General features: G+C 50.8%; 17 protein-coding genes and 1 tRNA gene. 5 read left to right on the top strand and 13 right to left on the bottom strand.

Annotated elements, in window-relative coordinates; translation table 11 throughout:
• Positions 1-267: 267 nt before the first annotated feature.
• The 12 genes from rnr to LQV63_RS03260 form a co-directional block, all read right to left on the bottom strand.
• Positions 268-3,426: a ribonuclease R gene (gene rnr / locus LQV63_RS03315; protein WP_233695635.1), complete on the bottom strand. Its 3,159-nt coding sequence runs from the start codon at positions 3,424-3,426 to the stop codon at positions 268-270.
• Positions 3,427-3,761: 335 nt separating this feature from the next.
• Positions 3,762-3,998 carry a preprotein translocase subunit SecG gene (secG, locus tag LQV63_RS03310; RefSeq protein ID WP_019422021.1) on the bottom strand — a complete coding sequence of 79 codons (237 nt, stop codon included), beginning with the start codon at positions 3,996-3,998 and terminating at the stop codon, positions 3,762-3,764.
• Between the two features lie 283 nt (positions 3,999-4,281).
• On the bottom strand, positions 4,282-5,103 hold the full coding sequence (gene pdxK / locus LQV63_RS03305; protein WP_233695634.1) for a pyridoxine/pyridoxal/pyridoxamine kinase: 822 nt from the start codon (positions 5,101-5,103) through the stop codon (positions 4,282-4,284).
• Positions 5,104-5,182: 79 nt separating this feature from the next.
• Complete coding sequence (locus tag LQV63_RS03300) at positions 5,183-6,040, bottom strand: DUF4097 family beta strand repeat-containing protein (protein WP_233695633.1); 858 nt, start codon at positions 6,038-6,040, stop codon at positions 5,183-5,185.
• Positions 6,041-6,736 carry a DUF1700 domain-containing protein gene (locus LQV63_RS03295; protein WP_233695632.1) on the bottom strand — a complete coding sequence of 232 codons (696 nt, stop codon included), beginning with the start codon at positions 6,734-6,736 and terminating at the stop codon, positions 6,041-6,043. It lies immediately after the preceding gene.
• A 54-nt stretch (positions 6,737-6,790) separates the two neighbouring features.
• Positions 6,791-7,159 (bottom strand): PadR family transcriptional regulator, encoded by a 369-nt coding sequence (locus tag LQV63_RS03290; RefSeq protein ID WP_019422017.1) that lies wholly within the window; start codon positions 7,157-7,159, stop codon positions 6,791-6,793.
• 251 nt (positions 7,160-7,410) lie between these two features.
• Positions 7,411-8,697, bottom strand: a complete 1,287-nt coding sequence (eno, locus tag LQV63_RS03285; protein WP_233695631.1) for a phosphopyruvate hydratase — start codon at positions 8,695-8,697, stop codon at positions 7,411-7,413.
• A gap of 72 nt (positions 8,698-8,769) precedes the next feature.
• Positions 8,770-10,311: a 2,3-bisphosphoglycerate-independent phosphoglycerate mutase gene (gene gpmI / locus LQV63_RS03280; RefSeq protein ID WP_233695630.1), complete on the bottom strand. Its 1,542-nt coding sequence runs from the start codon at positions 10,309-10,311 to the stop codon at positions 8,770-8,772.
• Between the two features lies 1 nt (position 10,312).
• Positions 10,313-11,065, bottom strand: a complete 753-nt coding sequence (gene tpiA, locus LQV63_RS03275) for a triose-phosphate isomerase (protein WP_019422014.1) — start codon at positions 11,063-11,065, stop codon at positions 10,313-10,315.
• Positions 11,066-11,144: 79 nt separating this feature from the next.
• Complete coding sequence (locus tag LQV63_RS03270; RefSeq protein ID WP_019422013.1) at positions 11,145-12,326, bottom strand: phosphoglycerate kinase; 1,182 nt, start codon at positions 12,324-12,326, stop codon at positions 11,145-11,147.
• Between the two features lie 315 nt (positions 12,327-12,641).
• Positions 12,642-13,646 (bottom strand): type I glyceraldehyde-3-phosphate dehydrogenase, encoded by a 1,005-nt coding sequence (gap, locus tag LQV63_RS03265; RefSeq protein ID WP_019422012.1) that lies wholly within the window; start codon positions 13,644-13,646, stop codon positions 12,642-12,644.
• A 36-nt stretch (positions 13,647-13,682) separates the two neighbouring features.
• The gene (locus tag LQV63_RS03260) at positions 13,683-14,738 is read right to left on the bottom strand and encodes a sugar-binding transcriptional regulator (protein ID WP_019422011.1); all 1,056 of its coding nucleotides are present in this window, start codon (positions 14,736-14,738) and stop codon (positions 13,683-13,685) included.
• 358 nt (positions 14,739-15,096) lie between these two features.
• On the opposite strand from LQV63_RS03260, the gene LQV63_RS03255 reads away from it, so the two are divergent.
• The 4 genes from LQV63_RS03255 (at position 15,097) to LQV63_RS03240 (ending at position 16,840) form a co-directional block, all read left to right on the top strand.
• On the top strand, positions 15,097-15,681 hold the full coding sequence (locus LQV63_RS03255) for a TetR family transcriptional regulator (RefSeq protein WP_233695629.1): 585 nt from the start codon (positions 15,097-15,099) through the stop codon (positions 15,679-15,681).
• 246 nt (positions 15,682-15,927) lie between these two features.
• Positions 15,928-16,263: a DMT family transporter gene (locus LQV63_RS03250; RefSeq protein WP_019422009.1), complete on the top strand. Its 336-nt coding sequence runs from the start codon at positions 15,928-15,930 to the stop codon at positions 16,261-16,263.
• Positions 16,263-16,577, top strand: a complete 315-nt coding sequence (locus LQV63_RS03245) for a DMT family transporter (RefSeq protein ID WP_019422008.1) — start codon at positions 16,263-16,265, stop codon at positions 16,575-16,577. The genes LQV63_RS03250 and LQV63_RS03245 overlap by 1 nt, the downstream gene beginning before the upstream one ends.
• A gap of 188 nt (positions 16,578-16,765) precedes the next feature.
• Positions 16,766-16,840, top strand: a tRNA-Arg gene (locus LQV63_RS03240).
• A gap of 654 nt (positions 16,841-17,494) precedes the next feature.
• Here the strand turns inward: LQV63_RS03240 and LQV63_RS03235 are convergent.
• Positions 17,495-19,384 carry a heparinase II/III domain-containing protein gene (locus tag LQV63_RS03235; RefSeq protein WP_233695628.1) on the bottom strand — a complete coding sequence of 630 codons (1,890 nt, stop codon included), beginning with the start codon at positions 19,382-19,384 and terminating at the stop codon, positions 17,495-17,497.
• A 124-nt stretch (positions 19,385-19,508) separates the two neighbouring features.
• Between LQV63_RS03235 and LQV63_RS03230 the strand changes: the two genes are divergently transcribed.
• Complete coding sequence (locus tag LQV63_RS03230) at positions 19,509-21,851, top strand: AraC family transcriptional regulator (RefSeq protein ID WP_233695627.1); 2,343 nt, start codon at positions 19,509-19,511, stop codon at positions 21,849-21,851.
• Positions 21,852-21,885 lie beyond the last annotated feature (34 nt).

Raw genomic sequence — 21,885 nt, 5'->3', positions numbered from 1 at the left:
TTTCTGATGGTACGGGAGAATGATCATAAGGACTAGCTACGGACCGGAAGAGACATCTATGAAAAATACGCAAATGCATGAACGTATGCTCGGCTCGCTGTTCTGAATGAAGGGGAGAGTGAGACTAAGAAGGAATCGACAACCCTTCTCCGAAGCATGACATCACGTCAGAAGGAAAAAGATCTTCCATCATAAAAACGGCCCTCCGCAGAGGACCGCTCCTTGTTCATTTACGAGCCATGAGTTACGAGTTACGAACTGCTTGCTTTACCGCTTCTTACGCACAAACTTAGCGGTTTTGCTGTTAGCTTTGCCTTTCTTGCGCGCAGCTTGCCCCGCTTCTTTCGTTTGCTCGCGAGCTTGGGCGGCAGATTCACCGATGAAAATGCCGCTCTCGGATGTTTTGCGGCCTTTCTTGCCTACGCCTAATTTGCTGCCCCGGCCTGAACGATAGTCCCCGCCGCGGCCGCCATTCCGGTCGCTCCGATCGTTATCTTCTTGACTCGAACGGCCATAACCACCGCGCCCCGATCCGAAGTCAAAATTGCGCGGACCGCGATCCACTTCATTTTCCGCATTCGAGATTAGGCGATCAACCCAATTCGCATTATCTTGGTTTTGATTACCACGGGAACGCTGAGACTGATCGGCACCATTACCTTGGCCAAGGTGAATACCACCCTTGCCGCGCTGGTGCGATCCTAAAGGTCTGTGTCCATTTCCCTTGTCAGCGGGTTGATGGGAAGCTCCAGCTCCTCCACTGCGGCGCCCATTACGACCATTCTGGTTCTGGCGCGCCCGGAATTCGCCTTGGTTATACCAATCACCATCGAACTCTTCGGCCTCTGGCGCATGAGGCACCTGCCCTTCAAGGCGTTCCGGAGCATGCTCATCTCTCACGTGTCCCTTCGCATGAGAGCGTCCTTGTCCGCCGCGGACATGCTGCTCACCGCCTGCACCGTACTCGTTATACACGGTATCGTCCGTACGCGACGGTCCGCGTCCTTCTTGATGAGTCGCTTGTGGCAGGTTCGCTTCATGCCGATTCGTGCGTCCACGATCCGTGGATCCACTGCGTCCTGTTCGAACTGTCTGTCCATTTCGCTGGGAACTACCGCGTCCTCCACGCTGCTGCTGGCCACCGCGCCCGTCACGCGATGTTCCGCCCCCACGGGTTTCGCGTCCATTGCCGCGGCCTCTTCGTTCTCCGCCGCGCTGATCCGTACCAGCACGACCGCGCTTGCGCTGCTCAAAGCCGAATTCCCGCGCATCGCGCCCACCATAACGCGATGTGCTTGCAACAAGCTCGAAGTCAATCGTATGTTCCTCCATATTGACGCGGCCCACTCGGATGCGGACTTCATCGCCAATCCGGAACATTCTTGACGTACGCTCGCCAATGAGCACCATATGCTGCTCATGGAAGTGATAATAATCGTCGGACAGTTCGCTGAGGCGAATTAATCCTTCTACTGTATTATCCAGTTCCACGAACATGCCGAAGCTTGTCACGCTGCTAATAATACCGTCGAATTCTTCGCCAACCTTGTCCAGCATGAATTCAGCCTTCTTAAGAGCTTCCGTATCCCGTTCGGCATCAACCGCAACGCGCTCCCGTTCCGACGACTGCTGTGCAATATCCGGCATACGCGCATGCAGCTGCTCCAACCGCTTCTCCGGCAGCGCTCCGCCATGGTCGATAACTTCGCGAATAACACGGTGAATGACTAAGTCAGGGTAGCGCCGAATCGGCGATGTAAAGTGCGAGTAGAACTCTGCAGCCAAGCCGAAGTGGCCTGTGCTCTCCGCATCATACTTCGCTTGCTTCATCGAACGGAGCATCATCGTGCTAATGACGGTCTGCTCGCGTGTCCCTTCAATTTCCTCCAGCAGCATCTGCAGCGCGCGTGGATGGACCGAGTTGCCCTTGCCGCGCACGACATAGCCGAAGTTGGCAGCAAAGGACATGAAGTTGAACAGCTTCTCGCTATTCGGCTCCTCATGGATCCGATATAAGAACGGTACGCGCAGCCAATGAAAATGCTCTGCAACCGTCTCGTTCGCTGCCAGCATGAATTCTTCAATCATTTGCTCCGCGATCGAGCGCTCGCGCTTAATAATGTCGACCGGCTTGCCCTGTTCATCCACAATAACTTTTGACTCCTGGAAGTCAAAGTCAATGGCGCCGCGGTTCATACGTTTGCCGCGCAGCTTCAGCGCAAGCTCCTTCATCAGCATGAAGTTGTCGACCAAATACGCGTACCGTGCCGACACTTCCGGATCCTCATCCTCGACAATCAGACGAACGTTATTGTACGTCATCCGTTCCACCGTACGGATAACGCTTGAAAAGACATCGTGCTTGACGAGCTTCGCCTTCTCGTCGAACTCCATCTCACAGGACAGCGTCAAGCGGTCCACACGCGGATGAAGCGAACAGATTCCGTTCGACAGCCGATGCGGCAGCATCGGAATGACGCGATCGACCAAGTACACGCTGCATCCGCGCGCGTAAGCTTCACGGTCGAGCGCCGAACCTTCACGGACGTAATAACCAACATCGGCGATATGGACCCCGAGCTTGTAATGGCCGTTCGGGAGCTTCTCCACATAGACGGCATCGTCCAAGTCCTTTGCATCCTCACCGTCAATCGTCACAATATTCAAGCCGCGCAAATCTCTGCGGCGCTGGCTTACAATTTCCTCTTCCGTAATGGCATCCGGAACCGACTCTGCTTCCGCCATTACTTCATCCGGGAATGCCTCTGGCAGCTGGTGCTTGCGGATGATCGACAAAATGTCGACGCCCGGGTCGTCTTTATGCCCGAGAATCTCAATGACCTCTCCTTGCGCAGCCGCTCTGCCTTCCGGATAATTTACAATACGGGCTACGACCTTCTGTCCGGTCACGGCTCCGTGCGTATCTTCCAGCGGAATAAATACGTCGCGGTTAATCCGCTTGTCGTCCGGCACTACAAAGCCGTACGTTTCATAATGCTGAAACACACCGACGATCTGTTCTACGGCGCGTTTCACGATGCGTATTACTTCACCTTCCATACGCGTACTTTCAAATGTTTTATTTGTCACGCGAACAAGCACCGTATCCCCATGCATCGCTGTCTTCAAATCATTCGCATGAATATATACGTCGGGATGACCCGTTTCTTCCGGAATAAAAAAGGCGAATCCTTTCGCATGCGCTTGCAGACGTCCCCGCAGCAAGTTCATGCGCTCTGGCACGCCGTAGCGATCCGAACGGGTACGAATGATCTTTCCCTCTTCCTCCAAGCGATTAAGCATAATTAAGAAGGCTTTAAATTCAGCCGCGCCTTCAATCGTAAAATGCTGCTCCAATTCCTGATAGGTCATCGGCTTATAAGCGGTTTCACGCATAAAGTCCAACAACTGTTGTTCCGATATCATTACCTCACCTCACACCTTGCCATGACCTGCATGATACAGTATACCAATATATAACCTAGTATACACGAAATTAAATGGTTACATCCCGGCTCTTTGCCACCATGTTAAGCCCATTAGGACAAAAACCTGAAATTGTTCTTATTTGCACCAATAAGGCCCCTTACTTTTCCATAATCTATGCCATAGGACGGTAATGTAATGGACCAGCCAGCAAGGACTTGTCTCATTTTTTCCACGATCATCGCCAACTATCCTCATGCATTCCTCTCATGATTCCGTGTTGATAAACAAAAAAAGCGAGGATCTCGTCCCCGCCTTACGTTCGAATTTATACGTTATGCTTTTACAAAGTAAGCCACAATCATAGAAAGGATAAAGAATCCAGCCGCAAGACCGACTGTCGCACGTTGCAGGAACAACTCCAGACCGCGTGCCTTTTGCTTTCCGAAGAGATGTTCCGCACCGCCGGAGATGGCGCCTGACAGACCGGCACTTTTCCCTTTCTGCAGAAGCACAATGCTAATCAAGCCAATCGAAAAGATGACAAGCAGAATCTTCAAAAAAATTGTCACATTTACACCTCCTAATGCGTGTTACACGTTCGAAAAGCATAAAAACAGTATTATTATTGTAACACAAGGCTAAGCAACAGGCAAGGCTTGCCCGCTCTGTTCTATTTATAGTTCTGTAATAGTGCCACTATCGTACCACGCAAAGGGAAAAACAGGGGGCTTGGGCGCTCTAGCCTCATCTTTACTCCAACTTGGCCAGCCAGCGACCTTGAAAAAGAAAAAGCGAGTTCTGCGCTGCCACGCAAACCCGCTGCAATCTGCCACACTAGAGGATATCGCCTCTCTATTCTTCTCCGTGTTCCACCAAGCGCAATGCATTATGGCGCACAGGGCCCACATATTGGTTCAGTCGGAAAGAATGCCGAATCGCCTCTGTAATGAAGCGCTTGGCCGTATGGATGCTGTCGATAACGCTATGCCCCTTCGCAAGCTCTGCCGCCACTGCCGCCGAGTACGTACAGCCTGCCCCATGCGTATACGTTGTATCGATTAAATCGGCCTCCAACACTTCAAAGCCCTTGCCATCATATAACAAGTCGATCGACGTCGGGAGGCCAATTTTGGAGCCGCCCTTCACCAGCACATAACGCGCGCCTTGCTCCTGAATAATCGCAGCAGCCTGCTTCATATCGTTCAAGGAGCGAATTGGCGCTGTGCCGGCGAGCTGTGCCGCCTCGAACAGGTTCGGCGTAACTACCGTTGCCTTCGGTACGAGAATGTCACGCAGCGCATCATTCGTCTCTGGATGCAGCGCTTCGTCCGCGCCTTTGCATACCATAACCGGGTCAACGACAATATTTGGAATGTCGTGCTTCTCAATCGTACGTGCCGCAAGCTCAATAATATCGATAGAACCAAGCATCCCAGTCTTCATCCCTTGGATGCCAATGCTTAGAATCGTCTTCAACTGCTCCTCTATCGTGGATAGCGCCACCGGAAAAACGCGATGCGCCCAATTGTCATTCGGGTCCATCGTCACAATTGTTGTCAACGCGGTCACACCGTATACTCCGCGTTCTTGGAAGGTTTTCAAGTCCGCTTGAATGCCGGCGCCGCCGCTGGAATCCGAGCCTGCTAACGTAAGAACTTTCATGATTGGTTTCATCGTTTCGTAACCCCTTTATATGCCGCATTGTATACATCCATTATAACCGAATTATAGCGGCATATCTCGAGTTGACAAGCTATTTTTCGACAATGGAAATATTGCCGGCGTCCGTCCGCACTTGAATGACCATGTTGCTCTTCATCTTCGATTCCGGCGAGGATACATTGCCCAAATTCGCTCTTGCATCATACACGCCGTCGAACAAAGGGGAAACCAATATTTTGATGTTGCCTAAATTGCTTGACGCCTGTATCGGATGAGGGTTCTGCTGTTCAATAAATACGTTGCCCGCACTCGCATCTACATCGACCGGTCTGGTCGTATTCAACAGCTTCACTTCACCCAGCGAAGCATTAACTGTAATCGCGGCATCCACGTTCTCGGTTACGATTTTCCCGGCATCCGATTTCAAATTCACCTGCTCACCCTTCACCTGCTTCACAATCACCTGACCCAAGTTGCTCTCGGCATCGAGCTGCTTGACCTGTCCGTCCGTCATCACGAACGAACCCATCGCTAGCCTTGCTTGAAAACGATCCAGAACCAATTCCTTCGGCGCATGAATATGAATCTCATGGTGCTGTTGACGGGAATTGAACTGGAATAAATTCAACCATTCCGCACTTTCGGTATCATCATAGTCCAGTCGAAGCACACCGTTCTCAACTTTCGTATTGCCGAGCTTCTGTATCGTCTGTTCAGGCGCTTGCCCGGATAGTTCAATTTTACGTTGCTCATCAAAGTGCCAATTCACTTTGATCTCGCCCCGGTTCGCCTCCATTTCAATCTGCTTCAAATCAGGGTCTATAGCAATGCTGTAGTTATAGCCGGGAAGCTGGGAATATAATAGTTTATCCATTCCGAAGTAAAACAGGCCTGCGATGCCTGCCACAATGCAGCCGATGCCCAGCAGGTTTAACCATACTCTTCTCATCTATCTTCTCTCCCTTCCCACATGAGCAACCCAGCGGATATAGCTCATATTGAGCCGCGCATAATTGCGGAACAAAGCGACCATTACTTGAGTCAGGAAAATGCCAATTCCGAACGCGAGAACGATCAATGACATTTCCGCCCCATAAAAAACTCCGCCCAACGCCAGCTTGACAACATACAGAAGCGGAGAAACTAAAAAGCTGATTGCTGCGCCGCCTATGCCAATGCATACTCCCCAGCCCGCGATTAAGAACGGCACGATCAGTATGCTGGCAAAGATAACGCCGATGATGCCGAATACGGTGCGAGAACGAATTGCGCCCGCTTCAGGCCCCGGGGGATACGGCATGGAGTGGTTCCCTTGACCATTATCCCATCGGCTGTCATAACCATGCTGCATTCCTGGCTGATGATTCATCTCTTGCCAAGGCGGCGGCATTTCATTGCTCCCGTTCATATGAGCGGCGTTCATAGGTCCATTGGAGAAGGATGGCTTCTCATCACGGTCCCCTAATAGCTCAACAGCAAGCTCTTCTGGATCGCCTAATTCCTTCGCGATTTCTTCCTCTGTCCGCCCCTGCTGCTTGCCAAATTCAAAGTGTGCATCATATTCCGCTAGTATTTCATTCCTGTCTTCCTCAGGAAGCGGCAACAGTCCAAGCTTCAGCTTTAATAGAAAATATTCTTTATGCACCTTATCTCACCCCTAGATCATATCGTTTGTATTCTTGTTCATTTCCACATTTGCTTATGGATTAGCTTCCAAATTTACTTCTGAAGATACATCTGCATCTCCGTCCACGGCTTCCGCCAGTAATGTGGCTACACCCGATACGAAGCTCTCCCATTCCGACACCAGCTCATTCATGTACGCTTTGCCTGCCGGAGTAAGCTTGTAATACTTGCGCGGCGGCCCTTCCGTCGATTCCTGCAAATAGGTCGTGCAGTGTCCGTCCCCTACCATGCGGCGGAGTACCGGATATAAGGCGCCTTCCGCGATTTCCACATGCTTCGAAATTTGCTGCGCCAATTCAAAGCCGTAGCGGTCGCGTTGATTAATGAGCACCATGACGCATAGACCAAGCACGCCTTTTTTAAATTGTATGATTTCTTTCAACCCCGTCACCCCCCTAAACGATTCGTTATATACATCATTCAGTATTGTTCATTAAATAGTAGCTAGCAATAATTATATCGTCCTCACTTCCATTCAACAAGAGATTTTCATCAAAACTAGCCTCAGGTCCAGCTCGATCCCGTCTTGCGACGAGTGTGTCCGTATAGCGCCCATGCTGGGCGCACACAAAGAAGCCGAACTCCAATGGAGTCCGGCTTCCAAATCTAACGTTCCGCTCATGCAGATACGTCTTATTTCTTCAAGTTGTAGAAGGATTTCAGGCCTTCATAGCGAGATACGCTGCCCAAGTTGTCCTCGATGCGGAGCAATTGGTTGTATTTCGCCACACGGTCCGTACGGGAAGGAGCACCTGTCTTGATTTGACCCGCATTTGTCGCAACTGCGATGTCTGCGATTGTGCTGTCTTCGGATTCACCGGAACGGTGGGACACAACTGCAGTGTAACCTGCGCGTTTTGCCATTTCGATCGCTTCGAACGTTTCTGTCAGCGTACCAATTTGGTTCACTTTGATCAAGATGGAGTTACCGATGCCTTCGGAAATACCTCTTGACAGACGCTCTGTGTTCGTAACGAACAAGTCGTCACCCACGAGCTGAACTTTGCTGCCCAATTTGTCAGTGAGCAATTTCCAACCTTCCCAATCGTCCTCGGAGCAGCCGTCTTCGATAGTAATAATAGGGTATTTGTCCACCCAAGAAGCGAGCAAGTCAACGAACTCAGCGGAAGTGAAGGATTTGCCTTCGCCTGCCAGCGTGTATTTGCCGTCTTTGTAGAACTCAGTAGAAGCTACGTCCATGCCCAAGAATACTTCTTCGCCTGGTTTGTAGCCGGCTTTTTCGATCGCTTCGATGATGATTTGGATTGCTTCTTCGTTCGAACCCAGGTTCGGTGCGAAGCCGCCCTCGTCACCTACAGCCGTATTCAAGCCTTTGCCTTGCAGTACGGATTTCAGGTTGTGGAAGATCTCAGCGCCCATGCGAAGCGCTTCTTTGAAGTTCGGAGCGCCAACTGGCAGAATCATGAACTCTTGCACGTCCACGTTGTTGTCCGCATGCTCACCACCGTTGATGATGTTCATCATTGGCACTGGCAATTGCTTCGCATTGAATCCGCCAAGGTACGTGTACAGTGGCATATCAAGCGCGTGAGCTGCTGCGCGTGCTACAGCCATGGATACAGCCAGAATTGCGTTTGCACCCAATTTGCCTTTGTTCGGCGTGCCGTCAAGCTCGATCATCGTACGGTCGATCAATACTTGATCCAAAGCGTCCATGCCGATAATTTCAGGCGCGATAATTTCATTTACGTTTTTAACAGCAGTTTCTACACCTTTGCCCATGAAACGGCCTTTGTCACCGTCGCGAAGCTCAACAGCTTCGTGAGCGCCTGTGGATGCGCCGGATGGCACGATAGCATGGCCAAATCCGCCGGATTCCAATTTCACTTCTACTTCTACTGTAGGGTTACCACGAGAGTCAAGCACTTCGCGTGCGTAAACGTCCATAATCATTGTCATGGTTGTACAACTCCTTTATTCTTTGTTGAATTTATTATAATGCAAGATAGGCAACGTACAAAATCCATACAGTTATTTCTTGGAAATCATCGATGTTCCGGTCATTTCCTTCGGCTTCGGCAGCTGCATCAAATCGAGAATCGTCGGTGCGATATCGGCCAAAATGCCGTCTTCACGCAAGGTGACGTTCTTGTCCGTTACGATGAACGGAACCGGATTTGTCGTATGCGCCGTGAACGGACGGCCCTCTTCGTCGAAGACCATATCCGCGTTGCCGTGGTCTGCCGTAATCAGGCAGACACCGCCTTGAGCAAGCACCGCTTCTACGACTTTGCTCATGCATTCGTCCGTTACTTCCACCGCTTTGATCGTCGGCTCCAGCTTCCCGGAGTGACCGACCATATCCGGATTCGCGAAGTTCAAAATGATCGTGTCGTGCACGCCGGATTCGATCTCGCGCACAGCCGCTTCCGCTACTTCATATGCGCTCATTTCCGGTTGCAGATCATATGTGGCAACTTTAGGCGACGAGATAAGCACTCGTTTTTCGCCAGGGAGCTCCACGTCGCGGCCGCCACTGAAGAAGAACGTAACGTGCGGGTATTTCTCCGTCTCCGCAATACGCAGCTGCTTCTTGCCTTGTTGGACAAGCACTTCGCCAAGCGTATTGTCGAGCTCTTTCGGTTTGTAGGCTACGAAGCCCCCGACCGTTTCTGCGAACAGCGTCAAGCAGACGAAGTACAGATCTTTCGGACATTTGTCTCCACGATCAAAGCCGCGGAAGTCTTCGTTCGTGAATACTTGCGACAATTGGATCGCGCGGTCCGGACGGAAGTTCGAGAAGATGACTGCATCGCCATCTTGTACAAGACCAACCGGTTGATCGTTCTCGTCCACAATAACCGTCGGCATGACGAACTCGTCAAATACAGAGTTCTCGTACGATTCCTTTACGGCTTGGATCGGATCGCGATATGTCGGGCCGTCGCCGTATACCATGGCGCGATAGGATTTCTCCGTACGCTCCCACCGTTTGTCGCGATCCATTGCATAATAACGGCCTTGAACCGTTGCAATTTGTCCGACGCCGATATCGTTAATCTTCGCTTGCAGACGCTCGATGTATTTAATCGCACTATCCGGAGCTACGTCGCGGCCGTCCAGGAAGGCGTGAATGTAAACATTCTTCAGCCCTTCTTTTGCTGCCAGCTCCAGCATGGCCAACGTATGGTCAATGTGGCTGTGCACACCGCCGTCAGACAGCAGTCCGTACAGATGCAAGTTTTTGTTGTTGTCTTTCGCATGGCGTACTGCGCCGAGCAGCGTGGCGTTATCGAAAAACTCCCCTTCACGAATCGACTTCGTAATCCGGGTCAAGTCTTGATAGACGATACGGCCGGCGCCGATATTCAAATGTCCTACCTCGGAGTTGCCCATTTGCCCTTCAGGCAAGCCCACCGCTTCGCCGCAAGCTGTCAGTGTCGTGTGCGGGTACATGTCCATATAGCGGTCGTAGTTCGGTTTGTTCGCTTGAGCAACAGCGTTGCCCTCAGTTACATTTCTAAGTCCGAAGCCGTCCATGATGATAAGTGCAACAGGTCTAGGTGCAGACATTCTACTTCGCCCCTTCCACCAAGGAGACGTAGGAAGCCGGCTGCAAGCTAGCGCCACCTACCAATGCGCCGTCAATGTCGCTTTGCGCCATATATTCACGCACATTCTCCGGCTTCACGCTGCCGCCGTATTGAATGCGGACCGCTTGAGCCACTTCATCGTTGTACAAGCCTGCAACAACGCTGCGGATGTAGCTGATGACTTCATTCGCATCTTGCGCTGTAGAAGATTTGCCTGTGCCGATCGCCCAGATTGGTTCATATGCGATGACGACTTCTTTCGCTTGTTCCGCAGACACGCCTTGGAACGCCGCTTCCGTTTGCACTTTGCACACGTCGTTCGTCTTGCCGGATTCACGCTCTTCAAGCGATTCGCCTACGCACACGATTGGCAGCAATCCGTTACGGAATGCCGCGTGCACTTTCTTGTTTACGATTTCGTCCGTCTCCGCGAAATAAGCGCGGCGCTCGGAGTGGCCGATAATAACATAATGCACGCCAAGATCCTTCAGCATCACACCGCTGATCTCACCTGTGAATGCGCCGGAATCTTCAAAGTGAAGATTTTGTGCGCCAATTTTGATGTTCGTGCCTTTCACTGCTTCAACAAGCGCAGGCAAGTTCGTAAATGGCGCGCAGATGACGCTTTCCACGCCGTCTACTTCCGCTTTGCCCTTCACTTCTGCTACAAAGGCAGTCGCTTCCGGTACCGTTTTGAACATTTTCCAGTTCCCTGCGATAATCGGTTGTCTCACGTGAATCACTCCTCTACACGTAAGGGAAGCGGCTCATTAGCCGCTGTCGCTTACTTGTTTAGTTGCTAACTGCTTACGATTACTTATCGTTCAATGCCACAACACCTGGCAATACTTTGCCTTCCATGAACTCAAGGGAAGCGCCGCCGCCTGTGGAGATGTGGTCCATCTTGTCTTTCAGCTTGAATTTCTCTACTGCCGCTGCAGAGTCGCCGCCGCCGATAATGGTGTAGCCTTGCGTTTCCGCACATGCTTCAGCTACCGCACGCGTGCCGTGAGAGAATGGCTCAATTTCGAACACGCCCATTGGTCCGTTCCATACGATGAGCTTAGAGTCCTTGATTACGTCAGCGAAAATTTCACGCGTCTTCGGTCCGATGTCAATGCCTTCCCATTCTGCAGGAATGCTGTCGACTGGTACGATTTGCGTGTTTGCATCTGCACTGAAGTCATCAGATACGACGATGTCAACGGGCAGGTACAAGTTTTTGCCGAGCTCTTTTGCTTTCTCGATAAAGCCAAGCGCAACCTCCAGCTTATCGTTGTCGACCAACGATTTGCCGATTTCGTGACCTTGCGCTTTGAAGAACGTATACGTCAAGCCGCCGCCGATGATTACGTTATCAGCAATCTCCAGCATTTTGTTGATAACATCGATTTTGTCTTTTACTTTCGATCCGCCAACGATAGCGGTGAACGGACGTTCCGGGTTGGACAAAGCTTTGCTCAATACCGACAATTCTTTCTCCATCAACAGGCCGGACACGGCTGGCAAGTGATGCGCGATACCTTCTGTGGACGCATGGGCACGGTGCGCTGCACCGAACGCGTCATTCACATACAGATCCGCGAGCTCCGCGAATGCTTTCGCCAATTCTGGATCGTTTTTCTCTTCGCCTTTGTGGAAACGCACGTTCTCCAATACGATCACGTCGCCGTTTTCCATTTTTGCAATCTCGGCCTTCACGTTCTCGCCAATCGACTCATCGAGCTTCTTGACTGATTTGCCGAGCAATTCGCCAAGGCGAGCCGCAGCAGGCGTCAGGCGCATGGAATCAACCACTTCGCCTTTGGGACGACCCATATGGCTGGCCAGAATGACTTTCGCACCTTGCTCCACCAAGTATTTAATGGTTGGCAGCGTTTCTTGAATGCGTGTATCATCCGTAATCTTTCCGTCTTCCAATGGAACGTTGAAATCTACCCGCATAAATACGCGCTTACCTTTTACGTCTACATCACGTACGCTTTTCTTGTTCATCCCCGTGTTCCTCCTATCGTGTGCTTGAACCGCTTCACGCCTCTCTTAGAAAGAATCGTTATCAGGTTCTGTTATTCTGTATGGTTCCATCATTCTTTCTCTATATCATCTGTATTTACATTACGGTGTTCGATATGTGTATGATTCTGTATCAATCGGTTCTATCTATAATAAAAATTCGTTATCATCGCATAATGACAGGCTTCGCTATGACTATGGCGATGTAATATTCCGTATCGGTTCTCGACATGCCTTGCTTATGGATCAAAGAGGAGACCGCAACGGTTACTCCTCTTTGATTGTCAAGCTATATAATTACAGACCTTTTTTAGCGATGAAAGCTGCCAAGTCTACAACGCGGTTGGAGTAGCCCCACTCGTTGTCGTACCAGGAAACAACTTTAACCATGTTTCCGCCGATTACCATCGTCGTCAAAGCGTCGATTGTAGAGGAAGCTGGGTCGCCATTGAAGTCGCTGGATACCAATGGCTCTTCGGAGTAGTTCAAGATGCCTTTCAAAGGACCTTCAGCTGCTTCTTTCAAAGCTGCGTTAACTTCTTCAACCGTTACGTTTTTCTCGAGTTCTACAACCAAGTCTGTAACAGACACGTTAGGTGTAGGAACGCGCATGGACATACCATTCAATTTGCCTTTCAATTCAGGCAATACGAGGGATACCGCTTTAGCAGCGCCTGTCGTAGTAGGAATGATGTTTTGAGCTGCTGCGCGTGCACGACGAAGGTCTTTGTGCGGCAGGTCAAGAACGTTTTGGTCGTTAGTGTAGGAGTGAATGGTGTTCATCATACCTTTAACGATACCGAATTTGTCGTTCAATACTTTAGCGAATGGCGCCAAGCAGTTCGTTGTGCAAGAAGCGTTGGAGATGATAGTATGGCTAGCTGCATCATACTTGTCTTCGTTAACGCCCATAACGATTGTGATATCTTCGTTCGTAGCAGGTGCGGAGATGATAACTTTCTTCGCGCCGCCTTTCAAGTGCATTTCAGCTTTGTCTTTCGCTGTGAAGATACCAGTGGACTCAACAACGATTTCTACGCCGTTAGCGCCCCAAGGCAAGTTTTCAGGGTTGCGCTCTGCAAATACTTTAACTTCTTTGCCGTTAACGATAAGCGCGCCTTCTTTAGCTTCAACCGTAGCGTCAAGAACGCCATGAGTTGTGTCATATTTCAACAGGTGAGCCAGTGTCTTTACATCTGTTAAATCGTTGATTGCAACGATTTCTACTTCCGAGTTGTTCAGAGCCGCGCGGAATACGTTACGTCCAATACGACCAAAGCCGTTAATACCAACTTTCACCATGATGATTCCTCCCATTTCCGTAAAAGGTTTAATTATTTATTGCTCAAGACGGCCCGAAGGCACATCGAGACCACATTGGTTCACAACTTCTTCTGCTGCCGCTTCGTCGATGACAAGAATATCTTCATGGCCTGAGCGCAAGACTGCGGTAATCGCCTCACCCTTGCTCTTGCCCCCGGCGACAGCAATGACGACCTCGGTGCGGGAAATATCTTCTAGACGCAAGCCTAATGTAAGCATCGTATGAACGACACGCCCGTCTCGGTCAAAATAGTATCCGAACGCTTCGGCGAGCGCTCCCGCTTGCACTAGCTGCTGCACAGTGGCATCGTCCACACTGCGCCGCTTCGCCATCACCAAGGCATCGCCGATTCCGTGCACGACGATGCGCGCTTGACGGATGACCTGCAATATATCTTGGATATTCGGCTCTTGCTTCAATGACTGGTACGCTTCTTCACTCAGCAAATCTGGCACGTGCAGTAATCGATACTGTGCGCCTAGACGCTTTGCCATCGTGGAAGCGATGGTGTTCGCTTGATGCTCTAAGCTCTCGCCAAGCCCTCCACGCGCAGGAACGAACCAGATCCCTTTCAGCGGCGATGAACTCGTCAGTTGGTCTGCCATAGCAGCCAACGTGGAGCCGCCGGTTACTGCGACAACATCTTCCTTGCCCATAGCGCTGTTGAGCGCTTTGCACGCCGCTTGGCCCAACTCTTGCTTCACGGCAGCTGATACATCCGAATTGCCTGGTACGACAATAACCTGCTTCAAACCGAATGCTTGGCGGATACTTTCCTCTAGCTGACGCATACCGAGCAGCTCGCCCATGAAGGGCTCCAGTTGTTGAACAAGTTGCCGTCCCTCTTCACTGATTCGCATACCCGTGCTATCCGTTTCAATCAGGCCCTGCGCCTTCAAGAGGTCGGTTTCGGCACGAAGCACACGCTCGGTCATCTGCAATGATGTCGCCAGCGTTCTTCTTCCGATGCTTTCGGACAACATGATTTGATGCAGGATGGTGTAACGCTTCTTCAACAGTTCAATGAGTTCGGGCAGAAGTCGTTTCTGTATCTCTAACCAATCACGCATTCTCTCCACTCCTGATCTCCCAACCATTGGACTCAAAACGTCCCATCGCAACATTTTTTGTCCCACCACTATTCTACCGAATAATTGTGCATCTTGCAAGTATCCCGCATCTAGAATGTACAAGCATCGTGAAACTTATTCATAGCTTTACATCTTAGCTTTCAGGGACGAAGGCGCCTAAGACTTACTTAACCGTTTTTCTGTGTCAAAACGACAAATTTATTTCATTTTTTTATAATTTAGTTTTTATAATTTAGTTTTGGATAGCACACAATGACTTATTCCTGCTTTACTTTTTATTTCGCATATTTTAAAATGAATGACAGTCAGTCATTTTTGAAAGATGGGCGGTGTATACGTGAATTATAAGAAAGAAGCAAAATACGAAGCGCTGCTGCAATCCGCAATCGCACTTATTTCCGAAAAGGGCTTTCAGAAGACTTCCGTCGGTGACATCGTGAAACAGGCAGGCGTCGCACAAGGAACCTTCTATATCTATTTCCCGTCGAAGAATGATATCGTTCCGGCCGTAGCTGAGCATATACTTGAGCATTTGTTGTCGCTGGTACAGACAGAAGCCGAACCACTGGATAGTTTCTGGGATAAATTAAAGGCGGTCATCGACGCGTCCTTTGACATGACGTCCAAGTACAAGGAGGTCATTCTCTTGTGCTACTCCGGTCTCGCGCTCCATCATTCCTTTCCGAAGTGGGAAGCCATCTACCAGCCTTATTATGACTGGTTTGCGGAGCAGCTTGCGGCAGCGCGGCATCATGGGGAGGTGTCTCTGCAGTCCGATAGCAAGTCCGTCGTGCGCATGATCATTAATATGATCGAGCAGACGGCGGAAACCTACTTTTTCGTAGATATTCAACAAGGCCGTGTGGACCCGCAGCCGTTGAAGGATGAACTGTTCTCCTTTATACAGCGCTCCTTGAAATAACTAACGGCTGTCATGTTTAATGCGTGTTCAAAAGGGCCACTTTTCAGCACCGAGAAGATTACAAGAACTCGAAGAAGGAGGAGCGCAATGTAGGCGAGACTACATGAGCACCGGACTTCGAGAGTGAATGCAAGATTCGATGTCGAATCACATCTTGGGATGCATCGTGATCAAAAGGGGGCTTTTTGAACACAACTTCGTTCACACTAATCATCCGGATTGACACAAATACAGGAGGTAATATACGTGGCTTGGCTACTCGTGCTTGGTTCTGCGATACTAGAAATCATTTGGGCGTCCGGTCTGAAGTATGCAACCCACACTTGGGAATGGATCATCGTCATCACCTTGATTACCGTGAGCTATTTAATGCTCATCCAATCGTACAAGAAACTTAACGTCGCAATCGCCTATACAGTGTTTGTCGGCATCGGAACGATAGGCACCTATGTAACAGGGATTTACTTAGGTGAAGATTTCAACGCCCTGCAAATTATGTTCTTACTCATTCTGCTCGGGGGCATCGTCGGCATGAAGATGGCTACTCCCAATGAAGAGAAGAATGGAAAGGAAGGCGCATAATGGCTTGGTTATATTTGATACTGTCGGGATTTGAAGAAATTATTGCGGTCATTGCCATGAAATATGTAGATGGATTCAAGAAAAAAACTCCATTAGTCATCATCACTCTCGGACTGGCCGCTTCCATCTGGCTGCTCACGCACGCCATGTCCGTTATCCCGTCCGGAGTGGCTTACGCAGTATGGGCCGGCGTCGGCGCGGTCGGCATTACGCTGGTCAGCTTGTTCTGGTTCAAGGAGAAATACAGCCGGACGCAATTCGTTTATTTAGGACTCATAGTCGTCGGAATTATCGGTCTTCGCCTCACGACTTAATTACTAGTCACACCGGGCCGAACGGGTATAGAGGTTGGTTATATCGCCATAAGGAATGTTTGCTTTCACTTTATCGCTTCATGGAGCATAAACATTCCTTAATGGTCAAAAGGGAGCTTTTTGAACAACCTCTACTTGCAATTCACACATAGTTGTTTTATAATAACTCTTGCACCTTTTATACAAATGCGCCCGTGGTCCAATGGATATGACGTAGGCCTCCGGAGCCTGAGATCAAGGTTCGATTCCTTGCGGGCGCGCCAATAGTATCTTGTTGGTGCCTTAATATGAAGCACTCGTACGTATATAGGCTACATAAAGTCGAAAGCATCTTGATCCTCTCCTTACGCATAGGGGGACGGAGAAGGGTGTTTTTTTCATTTTATACCGCTCTTCCGGGACACTCACTGCAACAGCATATCTCCTTCACGCCTTACGCGCCCATCATCGCTGCTATGCAACACAAGCCCACCGAGTATTTCAGCTCCTTTATTGTACTGGCCGCATGTAGACATCTATTTTTCATTATTATCACGAAAAAGTAGCTGTAGATGTAATTTTACAGTTCATAGGCTTAAGCATGACTTATTGCAAAGCGTAAGCTCCGCTCCTTTCCGTATTTTCACTACAACTATATAGGTAGCTGCAAGGTAGGCCGGTGTCGAAGTTAGCCCATTGGAAAATGTACAATAGAATATAAGGTTTCGGTCGCTCAACGGCCTGTAGACTGGATTATGTCCAGTGAATTGGGCTATTTTCCTCAACTGATGTAGAAAAAGTGCCAAAGCACTGTATAAAATCCAATAGAACCTGCCGTAAAAGGCATACACGCCGGTTCTATTGCACAAAATCCAATGAAGTGAGGCAAGCAGGCAGGACTATGCCGACTTCTTCACCAACTCTTCTTCCTTTCTCCTCTATCCCCTTTCCAGCACAAACTGCCAGCGCTCTGATTGCACCGGACATCGCGCGGTCATGCTCAGACGATAGAGCGAGTCGCCCCAAGCGGCACGCAGCTTCTCGTCTTCCAATGCAATCGTCTCCACCTGGATATCCCACATCGTCTCGTCATACGACATGTGCGCCTTCACTCCGCCCGCTTCATCTTGCAGCGCAATGACGCTGCGATGAACGTGCGGTTCATAAGCACACATCCAGTTCAGCACCACGTTCTGACTTGGCTCCGCGAGCTGCACCACCTCTTCCAGAATGATGCGGGACGGGGCGTCCGCCTCCCGCTGCAACGTGTACGTTCGTGTCCATTGACGTATGCCGGAATCGGCCGGATAGGCCGGAGCAATGTCCACAGTAAGCCGGGATACCACGCCGTCTGCCTCATGACAAACTTTACGCGTGCGATATTGACCACCATCCGCTTGCTCTATTCCGTTCACTGCCGGAACATTATGATAGCCGGACTGCATCGTCCAGATCGAATAGCGCTCCGGGCTGAACGTCTTCGCTGTATACGTGCCGACCCCTGCATCAATCCATAGCGGGCTGCCGTCCGCATATACGATGAAGCTGCCGATATCGTTATGGTTATGGCTTTCTCCGTTATGACCGCCCTTGGCGGCAAGGAACCAGCCCTGAGCGCCGCCCCGCTCCCGCGCGACCATCACTTCTACGCCAGCCAGCCATATATCAAGCGGCAGCTCCAGCTCCGATTCAAGCTCATCCGCTTCCGGCATCGAGAAGAGCTCAGACAGCATACGCTGCAAACTAGGAATCTCTTCTCCTTCCCAGTGACGGTATTCATGCTGCTGCCGATATGCGTGCAGCCCGAATGCCTGCAGCTGCGCATCCCCGATCACATGTCCGAATTGGGCGATTAATCCGGCGGGTACAGAAAGCTTGGCAGCCGAATCTGCAAAATTCACATACGCCTCGCCTCCGATGTGCATATGAAGGATGTATTTTGCCATGTTCCGAATTTTAGTGTCATCGAACACCGATACTGCTCCGTCCGTGGCGCTATGCAACAATTGCAAAGCATCATACAGCGATGCAGCAGCACGCCCCCAATAAGCTGGCCCTTCATCGCATCCCCCGTCCTCTTTATAGGAAGCGATAAAGCGGTCCAAGCTGCGAAGCGACTTGTGAACCAAGGAGACGCGGCGCCGCTCGTCCTCCTCGATAAGCAGCAGAACAGCCAAACAGTTGGAATTGCACCAAGGATTCCAATTGTTTACGAGCATATCAGGCTGGAAAGACATCCACCAGTAATTATCCTCCCGCTCGTACGAGTCCAGAATGCGCACATGAAGCTCCCGGCGCACACGCTTCCCTAGCTGCGGACAATGCGCATCCAACGCTTCTCCCAGCAAGTAGTACGACCAAGCTACCAACGCAGCCGTCTCTCCCGCACCCAAATCGATGACCGGCTCATCGATATCAGGAAGCGAGTAGACCTCTTTGCGGCTAATATCGCTTAAATGGGCCGGCCAGCACCAGGTGCTCTCCTCGCATACCGCCCAGATGCCGTTCACGATATCGTCGAGAAAGCGTCCATTGTATTCCATGCTCTCGGCCAAGACGAGGCGGACCAGCGCCTTACGGCGCGCAAAGTAGGCCTCCTGGTATCGTGTGCAGTTGCCTGTCCGCACATAATCCATATACAATGAGGCCGGCAGCACGGGCCACTCCGCATGAAGATAAGTCTCCCCTTGCGCTATCCAGAACGCCCGTATATCATCCGCTAGCCGCAGCCAGCTCTCCCGGCGTGCAGCCTTGGGAAACGGCTCATATGCATAGGATGGAATCAGCTTCTCTTGCAACAGGTCCAGACTATACCGTTCTATCAGCATATACAATCCTCCCATTTTTCTCTTTCTGAATTGCTTTGGAATTTAACGCAAGCGCTTACATTTATGCTATACTAGAGCATGTTTCACCCCAATATCTTAAGATCATGTTAGGAGGGGCCGTACGTTGCTTGCTGCCATGACCAAAAAAGTCTCCCATCTGCTGCGTCCTGTCTATCACAAGCAAAAGATGCTTATTTCCATGCTGCTGCTGGCGACCATCCCCGTGCTTGTGTTGGGGCTGACCATTTCTAACGTCCTGACTTCTACAATACGGGAACAAGCCACTCTATATAATACGACTTTGCTCCAGCATGCCCAGAGCAAGATGAACGATCAGATCAAAAAAATTGATGAACTCCTGCTTCAATATACGTATTCCGATAAACGTGCCTATCCCGGCATTCTAGCTCAATTCGCGATGAAAGAACTGTCCGCGCGCCATCCTGAAGTGGTGCGCCAGCTTCAGAACGTGCTCGTTAACATCCGCAGCGGCATGGAGCATGTCATCGAGCTCGATTTTTATTCCTTCCAGTCTGCACGCATTCTGACCTCGGATAATCACTTGCTGAGCGAGGAAGAGTTCCGCGACCCGCTCGCGCTGGATATGGCCAGGCACATCTCACTGCAAGGCGTGTGGATCGATACGCGCACCAGCATTCCAGCCAACAAGCGCATTGACCGGAACGTACTGACATTAATCCGGCCCGTAGCCGAGGATTCTACCGAGAAGAAATCGATTACAGGTGCCATTATTGCCTACCTCGATGCCGACACGCTCGGCAATCAGATGTCAGCGAAGAATAGCTATTCCACACTCTCCCTCTTCGTGGTGAACGGGCACGGTCAGATCATTCTGGATACCGATCGCAGGCAGATCGGCAGAGCGATCAATCTCGACAACTTAGAGCAGATCAAGAACGCCGAGCCGCTGGCACAGATTCGCACCCGGCTGAATGGAGTCTCCTCCGTCCTAAGCGTTCTGCCTTCCCGGAATCAGGATTGGTACTACATATCGGCGATCTCGGAAGACGAGCTGAACCGAAGCGCGAATCAGGTGCAATGGCTAACCATCGGCATTTCGTTAAGCTTCGTCGCCATCGCCGCATTCCTGTCTCTGCGCGCAGCATCTAACTTGTACCGTCCGGTCCGCAAGCTGACCCAGGCCATTCAGCCGCTCCGCTCGTCAGATCAGCCAGCAGGACAGGAAAGATGCAATGAAATGGATCAGGTGCACCGGGCCATCGAAGCGATGATACGCGAGAACCAGCAGCTCGAGAGCAGCCTGAGCCGCTATCGGGACAAGATGGAGCAGCATACGCTGCATCAATATTTGCTCGGCAGCATCCAAGAGCACGATGCGCGCGCTGACATTCAATACGGTCAGGATGCTTCCTATATCGCTATCATGCTGCTCACCTTCGATACGTGGAAGCTGCATGCCAAATATCCGCACGATGATCAATACTTGCTCTACTTCGCCGTAGAAAATATGGCGCTCGAGCTTGCTGAGCGTTATGGTCAGGCGCACTCGCTCATGATGAAGCCTGGACAATTCGCCGTCTTTATTTCCAGTCAGGAACCGCTCGAGCCGGAGGTGCTGAAGCAAGCCAGCGCCGACCTGCTGCATGCCATTGAGACGTATCTGCAGTTAACCGTCACCTTGTCCGTCTCCTATTCTCTGCAAGGACTCGGCGGACTCCCTGACGCCTACAAGCAAGCGGAACAAGCTTCACGTTACCGGTTCGTGCTGCACGAAGATCAGGCCATCTTCATTCATGAATTGGACCCTGCCATGAGCATCCAGCTGGAGGATATTGCAGAGTCCACCTACAAGATTGTGGACAGCTTGAAAGCTTCGAAGCTCGAGCCCGCGCAGACCGAATTCATACATCTCATGGAAGGATTGAAGGAAGGTGCCGTCTTCTCCGTAGATTCGGTGCACGGCTTCTTCTCCCAGCTGCTGGGCTCGATTCTCCGCTGTATGCAGCAGCATCACAGTATGGAATTCAAGCCGGAGCTGCAGCGTCTGCTGCTCAGCATCTTGTCCGCGCAGCAGACGCTGGGCGATGTGGAAGCGTTCTTCCTTAAGGAAGTGTTCCAACGGCTGAAGGTGGCGCTCGATGAACAGGCTCATCCGAAGCATACAGAGCTTATCCAACGCATCGTCACCTACATCCATGAGCATTACGACCAAGACATCTCGCTGCAGCAATGCGCAGATGCCATCGGCTTGAATACGTTCCAGGTCAGCCGATTATTCAAGAAGCATACAGGCCGCAACTTCGTAGACTACGTCATTACGTATCGCATCGATCGGGCGAAGGACATGCTCCTCCATACCGACTTGCGTATTCAGGACATTGCCGAGAAGCTTCGCTATACGTCGGTGCAAAATTTTATCCGCACGTTCAAGAAGACGACGGGAACGACACCGGGGCAATATCGCAAGCACATGTCAGAGCAATAGCCGGACGCCCTGCAGCTCGCGCGTCGCGCCGTTA

Source organism: Paenibacillus profundus, from assembly GCF_021369635.1.
Taxonomy (GTDB): Bacteria; Bacillota; Bacilli; order Paenibacillales; family Paenibacillaceae; genus Paenibacillus_B; species Paenibacillus_B profundus.
The sequence above is the reverse complement of the archived record's forward strand: the minus strand, read 5'-3'. Positions and strand labels throughout refer to the sequence as shown.